This is a genomic window from Mucilaginibacter gossypii (genome assembly GCF_900100945.1).
GTDB lineage: Bacteria > Bacteroidota > Bacteroidia > Sphingobacteriales > Sphingobacteriaceae > Mucilaginibacter > Mucilaginibacter gossypii.
Genome location: NZ_FNCG01000003.1, coordinates 635,461 through 646,714 on the forward strand (window position 1 = coordinate 635,461; position 11,254 = coordinate 646,714).

8 protein-coding genes are annotated in these 11,254 nt (G+C 43.9%); all 8 read right to left on the minus strand.

The genetic code is table 11. The features are described 5' to 3' along the window. Positions 1 to 95 precede the first annotated feature (95 nt). Entirely contained in the window at positions 96 to 1,427 is a 1,332-nt protein-coding gene (locus BLS28_RS08890; protein ID WP_091164881.1) for a Gfo/Idh/MocA family protein, read from the minus strand. Between the two features lie 285 nt (positions 1,428 to 1,712). Beyond that, positions 1,713 to 2,531 carry a peptidoglycan-binding domain-containing protein gene (locus tag BLS28_RS08895; protein WP_091164883.1) on the minus strand — a complete coding sequence of 273 codons (819 nt, stop codon included), beginning with the start codon at positions 2,529 to 2,531 and terminating at the stop codon, positions 1,713 to 1,715. Positions 2,532 to 2,696: 165 nt separating this feature from the next. Then, positions 2,697 to 3,728 carry an aldo/keto reductase gene (locus BLS28_RS08900; protein WP_091164884.1) on the minus strand — a complete coding sequence of 344 codons (1,032 nt, stop codon included), beginning with the start codon at positions 3,726 to 3,728 and terminating at the stop codon, positions 2,697 to 2,699. 643 nt (positions 3,729 to 4,371) lie between these two features. Further along, a complete protein-coding gene (locus BLS28_RS08910; protein WP_176844412.1) occupies positions 4,372 to 5,292 on the minus strand; it encodes an NAD(P)/FAD-dependent oxidoreductase in 921 nt (306 codons plus the stop codon). Positions 5,293 to 5,388: 96 nt separating this feature from the next. Then, positions 5,389 to 8,454, minus strand: a complete 3,066-nt coding sequence (locus BLS28_RS08915) for an efflux RND transporter permease subunit (RefSeq protein ID WP_091164889.1) — start codon at positions 8,452 to 8,454, stop codon at positions 5,389 to 5,391. Between the two features lie 11 nt (positions 8,455 to 8,465). Further along, a complete protein-coding gene (locus tag BLS28_RS08920; protein ID WP_091164890.1) occupies positions 8,466 to 9,515 on the minus strand; it encodes an efflux RND transporter periplasmic adaptor subunit in 1,050 nt (349 codons plus the stop codon). A gap of 12 nt (positions 9,516 to 9,527) precedes the next feature. Continuing rightward, complete coding sequence (locus tag BLS28_RS08925) at positions 9,528 to 10,892, minus strand: TolC family protein (RefSeq protein ID WP_091164895.1); 1,365 nt, start codon at positions 10,890 to 10,892, stop codon at positions 9,528 to 9,530. 53 nt (positions 10,893 to 10,945) lie between these two features. After that, positions 10,946 to 11,254: WHG domain-containing protein (locus BLS28_RS08930; RefSeq protein WP_143020718.1), on the minus strand; the 309-nt coding region annotated here is incomplete at its 5' end.

The following is an 11,254-nucleotide window of genomic DNA, read 5'->3' on the forward strand; positions in this document are numbered from 1 at the left end:
AGGAACGAAGCAATGAGCCCCCTCTAAATCTCCCCCAGAAGGGGAGATTTTAAAAGTTTTTAAAGCCCTCTCCTCTGGAGAGGGTTGGGTGAGGCTTACACTTTCACTTCCCAACCCTTTTCATACTCCCTGCGCCAGAGCTTTTGAGCTTCGGGGTCATTTAAAATATGACCATTATTTGGATCGATATGCAATACACGATCAACGCGATATGAGATATTGCCTAATTGCGGCAATAGGGTTGATTTGAAACCGATCTCAATCGGGCAATTCAGTTTATCTGTTCCTCTTACCGAATCGACAAAGTTTTTCATGTGGAAGCCATCCAGTGCCTCCGTCGGGCTTACTTTGTTGGTGCCGTCGACTTTGGTGTCGTCTTTAACCTCTTTTACCAGTTTATTATCACCATCGTAAACCCGATAGCTGTTGCCACTATCATAAAACAGCGTGCCTTTATCGCCATAAAATACTACTCCCCTGCTTAATTTTTCAATATCAAAGCCGTTGCAACTGCGGCATTCCCATTCGGCGGCCGTATTATTGGGGAAATTGTAAAGGATATTTTGTGTGTCGGGTGTTTGCCAGTCGTCATTAAAATGGAAGCGGCCGCCTGTTGATACCACTTTACTCGGATAATCAACACCAAGGCCCCAGCGGATCACGTCCAACTCATGGGTACCATTATTCAGCGCCTCACCCGTGCCCCAGTTCCAAAACCAGTGCCAGTTATAATGGATCAGGTTATCCTGGTAAGGCCTTCTTGGCGCAGGGCCCTGCCATAAATCATAATTTAAATTGGCTGGCACCGGCACCTGTTTGCCTTTGCCTATGCTTGCACGATGATTGGTGTACCAGCCCTTTGCATAATAAGCACGACCGATTACCCCGTCATGCAGTTCCTTCACCATGGCCTGCACATTAGAGAATGAGCGACGCTGGCTGCCCATTTGCACCAGTCGTTTATACTTATTTGCTGCTTCAACAGCCATCTCTCCCTCGTGCGGATTATGACTGCAAGGCTTTTCTACATACACATGTTTGCCGGCCTGGCAGGCCATGATAGTTGCTGGAGCATGCCAGTGATCGGGCGGTGCAACCACTACTGCATCGAGATCCTTTATCTCCAGCATTTTGCGGATATCTGTTAATCCCTGCGGCTTTTTGCCTGTTTGCTTATAGATAGCATCAATCGTTTTAGCAACTACGTTTGCGTCAACATCGCAGATATAACCGATCTCTATATTGGGTAATTTGGCAAAGCTTTGAGCAAGGTATAGGCCCCGGCTGTTAGTGCCCATCATGCCTAATACTACTTTTTCATTAGGCGATCCTTTAAAAAATCCGGTGGCTTTTGATAGTTGCGGCGCAAGCAGGAAACTTGTACCAGCTACGGCAGTGGATTGAATAAACTTTCTACGATTGATCATATTCAAAACAGGTTAATTGGGTTGATAAGCGCGCCCCGGCGGACCGCCCCGCAAATTAGCTAAGTTTTGGAAAGGGCTAAAGCTATCCGGCCATTTTTTTATGAAGCAATTGTAATTTAACTGTTACTTAATTGAACGGAAAGCTTAAGGCTGAAAGCGAAGATCGTTAACGTGAAATAATTTTGACAAGCAAATTGGCTTTAGGCTTTCAGCCCTAAGCTTTAGCTTTTAAAGCAGAAAGCCCCTTTACAGGGGCTCCGGGAGTATTAATTTGCAAAACATGCTTTAAACGAGAGGTTGTATCGAAAACACATCGAGCTTTGAGGTTTGAAAATTACGTACACGTTTGTACACACCGTTGCCGTTGCTGCTTCCGTCGGTATTGGTATTTCCCTCAATGGTATCAAATAAATCGCCATGCACGCCAATAACAATACCTGTATGTACCCAGTCGTTGGGTGTTTTCTGAACCAGGAAAATATCGCCGGGCCTTACTACAGCAGGATTAGCCCTTACTGTTGCAACACGGCTTAACAAACCTTTATTAATGCCGGTAGTACCCACAGTATCGCAACTATAGGTTAGCGGCATAAGTGTACGAAAATCTTTTCCTAACTGGCTTGCGGCCTGGTCAATGATGGTTTGTACAAACCCCATACACCAAAACCACTCTGTTCCTTCATTATTATCCATATAGGCCCGCACCCAGGGACCGCAATTACTTTGCCCCTTAATGGTAAGTTCAAATGGTGCGTTACCTAAATGTTGAATAGCTGTATTCACAACCAATTCCCTTAAGCCGGTACCTGCTACCGGGCTTTTAAATGCTTTTATCATGGGTTGGCATAACTCACCGAAAACATTGCTGTCAACAATGCCGGTTTGCGGCAGGTTTTTTGCTTTTTGGAAATTCTTAACTGCTGTTTCGGTGCCCGGGCCAAAGCTACCGTCAATGCCTGTTGCTGTACCTGCCGAAGGATTGGTAACCGCATACAGGTTAAGCCAGCTTTGAATTTTACTTACTTCTTTTTGATTGTTTGAGGCACCGCCTTTTTGTTGGGTAGCCGATATAGCTATTTCTTTGAGGTATTGTTTTTTGATCATAAAGGAAAGGTTTAATAGTGATAAGGTTTAGATATCGTAATAATGGATATTTCATTACCTTCAAAAGCAAAGCTAAAGCAATCATTACAACTATAACAGCGTACTGTTACGGGATTTAACAGGAAAGCTTACGTAGTTTTACGTAAGCTTTCCTGTTAGTGATTTTTAATATTGTATCGGCAACGGCACCAGCTTTAAATTCTGGCGCTGGTGCCAGTATGGATATATTGGGTCTACCTCGCTGGCGGCATCCAATTTTTTTACCTGCTCAACTGTCAAATTCCATCCTATTGCGCCGAGGTTTTGCTTAAGTTGCTCTTCGTTACGTGCGCCAATTACCAGGTTGGCAATAGTAGGCCTTTGCAGTAACCAGTTCAATGCTACCTGTGCCACAGATTTACCGGTTTCTTCAGCAACTTCGTCAAGCGCGTCAACAATATTGTATAAATGATCAAAATTTGTAGCCGGGCCATGGGCGCCGCCCTGCACGGTCCTCGAGTTTTCGGGGATTGGCTCTCCCCTCCTGAATTTGCCGCTTAGCTGGCCGGATGATAGCGGGCTCCAAACAATAGTGCTTACCTTCTGATCAATACCTAATGGCATCAGTTCCCATTCAAACTCGCGGTTAAGCAACGAATAATATGCCTGATGGGCTACATAACGGCTCCACCCATATCTTTCAGACACCGACAGTGATTTCATTAAATGCCAGCCCGAAAAATTGGAGCAGGCTATATAACGCACTTTACCGCTGGTAACCAAATCATCAAGTGCCCTTAATGTTTCTTCAACCGGGGTGTTCGCATCAAAGCCGTGCATATGATAAATATCTATTCTATCGGTATTTAAACGACGAAGACTGTCTTCGGCCGATTTGATCAGGTGATAGCGAGACGAACCATAATCATTAACGCCCTGCCCCATAGTAAACGTGGCTTTGGTTGAAATCAGCACTTCATTGCGGATGCCTTCCAGGGCCTTACCTAATATTTCTTCAGAAATGCCATGCGAATAAACGTTTGCGGTATCAAATAAGTTAACACCTGCATCAAGGCAAATATTTATTAGCTTCTTTGCCTCGTCAACCTGGGTATTGCCCCATGCTTTAAAAAACTCATTACCACCGCCAAATGTGGCCGTGCCGAAACTTAATACCGGCACCCTTAAACCGGATGCGCCTAATTGTCTGTATTCCATAGTTTAATGTTTTATGATGTAGCAGGCGGTAGCCTGTATTACAAATTTATGCGGAATGGTTGCTGGCAGGGATTTTTGCAAATCATAAGTTTGTCATTTATGGCCACGTGGCTGGAATTATTTTTAATTGCCAATGAAAATCGCCAGCCTATTTCCCCAAAATTACAGGCTTTTGGCCTACTCCAATTACATAAACCAACCGGCCATTGTCCATCTCTTTCGGATTTTTGTCACTATAACCTCTGGGTGATCTGGACCGCCTGTCCATATTAGTTCAGCTTCCAAAAAAGGATTTTTTGGAAGCTTTTGCCGCATTCACCCCGCCAAATATTATTCAATTAGGATAAAAGGCGCTTTAAATGAATCATTTAGGGAGATTTCTGTTTTTAAATAAACCAATCAACTAACGGACTGATCCAATCCGTACCTATTTCGCGCCAAAATAAAAAACACTTAGACTATCCTTGCTAAAAGTTTCTTAACGAATAACCTTCCTGAAATTACCGTTCTGATAACATTCATCTTATAAAAAAAATTCGCCGCAAAGCCGCCGACCGGAAAATAACGGATTTGGCACAAGCCTCTATCGTATAACTAACCTTACCGTGTTGGGACACGCCAAACCGCATGTTAAATGCAACTTTTATTGCCATCTTAAAAATTCTTCTTCTATCATTGCATTATTTAATAATACTTCTGTTATATTCCCTGTTGATATAGCATATGATACAGCACGAAGAGGATTGGTATTGTCTCCACAAGCGAATATATTATCTACTGTTGTTTTCTGAAATGCATCTACTTTGATAAGTCCCTGTTCTGTCAATTCACAGCCCAATAATTCGGGAATTTTACAATGTTGTTCAAAAGGAGTTCTTGAATAGATAACTTTTAATTGAAAAGTGGAATTGTCTGAAAAAATTATTTCTTCAACTACTCCGTCTTTGTGTTTCAATGAGGTAATTTCCTTTTCAACTATTGAAATATTGTGTCTTTTGATTTCATCGGTTTGCTCTTGTGTCAATTCCGACTTTCCATTGGTAAATATGGTTAAATCATTTTTCCAGTTACGAATGAGTTGAGCCAAATGAAATGCAGCATATCCACTTACCAAAATCTCTGTTTTTTGATTCTTTACTTCATATCCGTGGCAATAGGGACAATGAAGTACTGTAATTCCCCAACATTCGGAAAATCCCTTAATGTTTGGCATGATGTCTTTTAAGCCTGTTGCAAAAACGAGTTTTTTAGCTGAAAATATTTTCCCTGATTGAGTTGAAATCTCAAAGCCTTTATCGGTTTTTGTTCTGCTAACGGCAAGGTCAGTTAAGAATTTTACTGTGTCGTATTTCAACACTTGTTTTTTTGCTTTTTCCGCAATAGCACTGGGTTTTTCTTCGTCTTGCGTAATGAAGTTGTGTGAATGAGGCGTTTGTCGGTTACAAGGCAAACCGCTGTCAATGATTAAAACATTTCTTAATGCTCTTCCCAAAGACATTGCTACTGAAAATCCTGCATAGCTTCCGCCAACTATGATTACGTCAAAACTTTTGTTATCTGCCATTTTGTTAAAATTTGAAAATGCTGTTAATGGAAAAGTTAATGCTAAAAAGCCCCTCTTGTTTAATTAGTTCTCATCTTGATGTTTTTTTCGTTTCAGTCAATTGTTTTTGGATGTGTCGCTTTCCAAATATGGCGGAATCAATTTATACATCACCGGCGTTACGATCCTTGAAAGTATGGTAGAACTGATCAACCCGCCAATTAATACAATCGCTAACGGTGCTATCAAAGGATTAGGATTCAGCGCAATCGGAAGTAAGCCGAAAATGGCGGTGATCGAAGTCAATACCACCGGAAGAAAACGGGTTTCGCCGGCCAAATTGATGGCCTCATCAATGCTGTGTCCTTCCAGACGTAGCTGGTTGGTAAAATCAACCAACAAAAGTGAGTTTTTAACCTGTATGCCTGACAGACCTATAAAACCAATAATGGATACCATTGACATTGGGTTGCCTGTCAGCAGTAACAGTACCACGCCACCAAGTATGCCTAAAGGTATGATCGACAGAACGATAATGATCCCTTTAAATGTTTTAAATTGTAACAGCAGCACGCCGACAAAGAGAAATGTGCTCAGTATGATCACAGACAGGAAGTTGCCGCCCAAAGCATCGCCTTCCGATTCCGCTTCTCCGGATAACTTGTAATAATAGCCCGGCGGCATTTTTAATTTATTCAGTTCAGGAACAACCTCTTTCAGGATATCATTGGCCAAGACATGCTCTTTGGTTAAGGAAGTAACTTTTACAAAGCGCGATTTATTGAAATGGTTGATCGCCGTTGGCGACGTTTCAAACGAGATAGTAGCAATCTGGTTAACCAGCACCGGCGCGCCCTGTATGTTATTTACATACAAATCCTTCAGGGCATCCAGGTTCGAGAACTTGTTTCTGGGCAGGGTGATCACAACATTGCGCGAATCGCCCCGGTCATCAATATAATCGCCAACGGTTAATCCGGCCACTGCCATCCTGACCACTTTGTCCACATCGCTGGTAAGCACGCCCAAGGTGCGGGCCTTCTCTTTGTCAATTTTTATTTTAACGTCCGATTTATAGGTATTCAACTCGTTATTAATGTAAAACGTGCCGGGATTTTTTTTCAGGATCTCCTCAACCTTAAAGGAAAGTTTCCGTAAGGTGTCCTGGTCTTCCCCAAATACCCTCACCACAATATTGGCTTCAATCGGGGTGCCCTGTTCAAAATCTTTAACTTCAATCCTTGCATAAGGAAAATCGTTGAATTTCTTTCTGAGTTGTTTGATCAGATCCGTTTTCGATTTTGGACTTGCTTCTTCATCCAGCTGCACAAATACCTGGGCAAAATCAGGCTTTACATCCTGCTGATGTACGTTGTAATAGATCTGTGGATTGCCTTTGCCCACGTTAGAGGTATAATAAACGATCTCTTTGTGCTTCTTCAATTCACCTTCTACCAGCCTGGTTACACGGTCGCTTTCGGGAATATCCGCCTGCAGGGGCAGTTTGATATTGATCAGGAACATCGGCTTTTCAGAGGTGGGGAAAAGCTTAAAGCCGGTTTGTGTGAACAGGAAAAAAGCAAGCCCGCTTAAAGCCAATGAGATCCCGATAGTTGTTTTAGGCCACTTTAAGGCAAGCGGCATCACGCGGGCATAAGACCAGGTCAGGAAACGTTGCAGGTGTTTTAAAAAGAAGTTACCCTCGCCATGTGTATGGGTTTTGAGCATCCTGCTGCCCAGGAAGGGAACAAGCGTTAAGGCCACTATCATAGATGCCAAAACGCTGGTCATGACAGCCATAGGCAGGCTCCGAATAAATTCACCAGCCATATCGGGCAAAAAGGCAAGCGGCAAAAAAGCGACAACCAAGGTAGCCGTACAGCCTACAACCGCTATCCCTATCTGTTGCGTGCCTTTCAGGATAGCATCCATCCGGGAATGCCCCTCGCGGAGCCAGCGCTCAATATTCTCAACCACCACGATACTATCGTCCACCAGCAGTCCCAATGCTACCACAAGCCCTACGATACTGAGCTGATTTAGGGAATATCCCAATAAATTCATGGCAATGAGCCCCAGCGCCAAAGAAAGCGGTATAGAGATCATCACGATAAGCGATGCCCTGAACCCCAAAGGCAGTAAGGTAATGATCACTAAAACAATAGCTAATCCAAAATCAAAGCCCAAGTGGCCCAAGCGTTCAGAAACCATATTAGCCTGGTCGAAATTTTTAACAAGCCGGATGTTCTCGGGCAGGCTTTTGCTAAATTCATCCAGTACCGGTAAAAACTCTTTCTGCACGCTGGCTATATTCACGTTATCTTTCATCCCGGCAGTAACCAATACACAGCGGTGCCCGTTCAATCGGGTGATGTGATCGGCAATGGCATCTTTGTAGCTCACATCGGCTACATCCTTCAGGTAAATGATCTTGCCATTGGCATTATAGATGACGGTATTGGCAACGTCATCAACGGTTTTGAACTTACCGCTGGTTTTTACGTTGAATATCTTGCTGTCCAGGTTAATGCTGCCTCCCGGAATATCGGCGGCTTCGCTTTGTAAACTGCCTATCACTACATTGAGCGGTATTTTTAACTGGGCCAGTTTATCCAGCTGCATGTCGATACGAATCTCCTGCTCCGGCATGCCGAAATATTTGACATCCTTCAGGTTGGTAATCTTTTCCAAACGTGTTTTCAGGATGTCAGCTTTGTCCCGTAGTAATTTACCGGAAGCATTGTCTGATACCAGGGCAACCTGCAAGATCTTTACATCCGAAGAGGAAACCTTTTCTGTTTTGATCAGGTAAATATCCTTGGGCAACTCGCTGTTTTTTAAAGCATTGATCTCTGTAGAAATTTCCTGGTATTTGTTATCTACATCTACACCATATTTAAACTTTGGCTGGATAACCGCTACGCCGTCTTCAACTGTGGTCAATATCTTTTCGATGTTTTCCAATCCGTAAATCTTGTTCTCGATAGGTTTTACCACCTGTTCTTCCATATCCTTCGGACTGGTACCGGGATAAATGACCGTAATGATGTATTGCGGAGGATGGGTGGTCGGATCTTCCGAACGGGGCATGGTAAACAGCGTTAATACGCCGACTACAGCAACCAGCAAAAATATGATCAGTGTGAACTGGTAGTTCTTAACTGCGAAATTGGTAATTTTCATAACGGTAGTCTTTACTTGATGATTTTAATAATGGACTGTTCGTTAAGGTAGGCGCTGTTTGAAACCACGATCTGACTTATGCCTTCCAGTTTATCCTTCAGGTATACATTGTCGTTATCAAACTTCAGGATGCTAACCGGTACCCGTTTTACCCTGTTGGTGCCGATGGTGGTAAACACGAAGCCTTTATCGCCGTCGGCTTCTACCAATGAACTGTAGGGGATCACCATCACACTTTCATCCTGGTGGGTATCTATTTCAGCTTTGCCGAACATGCCGACAGCAGGCTTTATACCATTTAATGTCAGCTTCAATTCTACCTGGAACGAGCCAAGTTCGCGATCCGCAGCCTGCGACTTGCGAAACACCACGGCGTCAAATTGCCGGCCTGCGTATCCATCCAGCGTTACTTTGGCTGTTTGTCCGGGTTTGATGATGGCCCATTCACGGTCGGTCACCCCAACCTTTAATGAATAACTGTTGTGCTGTTCGGTAGAATTGATGAGCAGCACCGGCATTCCTTCGCCGATCACTTCGCCATCGTTGGCTGTCTTCTTGCTCACAAAACCATCGGATGCTGCGTATATTTTGGAATAGCGGTCATTAAAGGCTACCGCTTCCCGGGCTTTTTGCGCAACGTCAAGTGCAGTTTTAGTGTTCTGCAATTGCTCCAGGGTATAAACACTGTCTTTATAAAGATTAACGGCACGACTATAGTCACGTTGTGCCTTTTCCACACCAAGACTGGATTGGGCCAGCCCGGCCGATATTTCGGTTGAATTGAGCGTAGCCAGCAATTGGCCCTTTTTAAAGAACTGGCCTTCCTGCACGAAGATTCTGTTGATCACGCCGCCTATTTTAAAAGCATATTTGGCTTCATCTTCGGTACTTACCAGCCCGGTAGCGCTGATGTGATCAGGAACCCCTAATACGGAAACCGAAGCTGTTTTAACCGGGATGATATCCGGTTCGCCCAATGCATTTTGTTCCTGGTGTTTTTGTTTGCAGGAGGCAAGCACAGCGGCAATTATTAAAATGCTGAATAATTGATTTTTTTTCATCGTTGTATGTTTTTATTGTTGAATGGTAAAACTGCCATTGGCACGTTCGATGGCCGTATAGGCTATCCAGGTGTCGTAAAGGGCGATGTTGGCGTTAAGCTGCGCATCTATCCACTGGTTTTGGGCATCCAGCAGTTCAATGTAAATGGCCATTCCCTGTTTGTATAGCTTGACCATATCATTGTAATAGGTTTGGCTGGTTTTCAACTGGGATTGTGCGGCCTCGTATTGCGCAATGGCGCTTTGCATGGTGGTCTGGCGTACTTTTAACTCGGTAAGGAGTTGCTGCTGTACATAATCGGTTTGTGATGCTAAGGCCTGGCCATCGGCAATGGTTTGTTTTACCCGGTAACTGTTTTTCCCGGAGGAGAACAGGTTCCATTCGAGAGAAACGCCGAATAAATAATACCGGCTTTGGCTGTTGAACTTCCAGTCAAAAGCCTGCGAGCCCAGGTCGATAAAGGTGCCTGATTTGGGGATAATATATGATTTGGCTAGCCCGGTCAGATTGCCGTTAATATCCTTAGCTATCCGGAGCTTGGCTAATTCTTCCCTGCCGCTAATATTATTCCCTAACAATTGCTCCCTGGCGGGTAGCGTGGTAATATCATCTAAAAGGATGCTATCCGTAAGCGGGCGATTAATCAGGAAGTTAAAATAATAGCGGGCTGATTCCGCGGTTTTCTTTGCCCCGGTGAGCGCTGCGTTGATCCTGGATACCTCGTTCTGGCTTCTGAGTACAACCGTCCGGTTTACCTTGCTGTTATCAAACAGCTTGGTGTTGATCCGTTGGCCTTCTTCAACCAGGCGGAGCGACGATTCATAGATCCCGGTAGCATAAACAGCTTTTGAGTAATTGTAATAGGCCGTTTTGATCTCTTTCACCAGTTCGCGTTTATAAAGCTGTACTTCGGTTTTTTGCAGATCTACCTGCTGCGCCTTGATACGTTTATTATAAATCAACTCCGCATTCAAAATAGGGAGGGTTGTACGGAACTTGGCATCGTAAAAATTATCCGGGTTGAGCAATATGTGCTGGTTTTGTAACTGCGGAAAGGCGTTGCTGTTTGTCAGTTTGTTCAGCGTGGAATAAACCCCGTTAAACAGGTCGCCTGTCGGAAAGTCTATGGTACGCCCGCCATCAGCTTTGGTATAGGTGGTCGAAAAGGTAACATCCGGCCCGAACATGCTTTTGGCTTCCTTGAGGGCATATACATTTTTTTCGAGCACAAAGTTTTGTTGCCTGATGCTCTGGTTGGATGCCAATCCGTCCCGGATATAGTCATCCAGCCGACTTTGGGCTTTTACTGGCGGGGCTGCCAATAAGGCTGCCGCTACCAGTACAAAGCCGTATTTTCTTTTGTTGTTAGTTTTCATTTTTATACATCGTTTTAAATTTAAACAGTGTTCAATACATAGTCAAAAAAAAGCTAGCTTTTTTCAAGCAGTGCAACAAAGCACTCGTAGCCGTTATGCATCAGTTCTTCATTCGTCTTGTTTACAAAGCTTGTGGTACGGTCTTTACAAAACAGTGCGCAAATGCCATGCATTGCCGAAAGGATCATAAAGGTGAGATCTTCGGTATCCATATCTTTAAACCTCCCTTGCTGCTGGCAAGCTTTAACCACAGAAGCCAGGCGATCAATCGCTTCCTGCGCTATCTTAAAACCACCATCTTCCGGCATTTTTGTCGGTTCTTCAACAATAAACATCAGGTTATAATAATCCTTGTTTTCCTG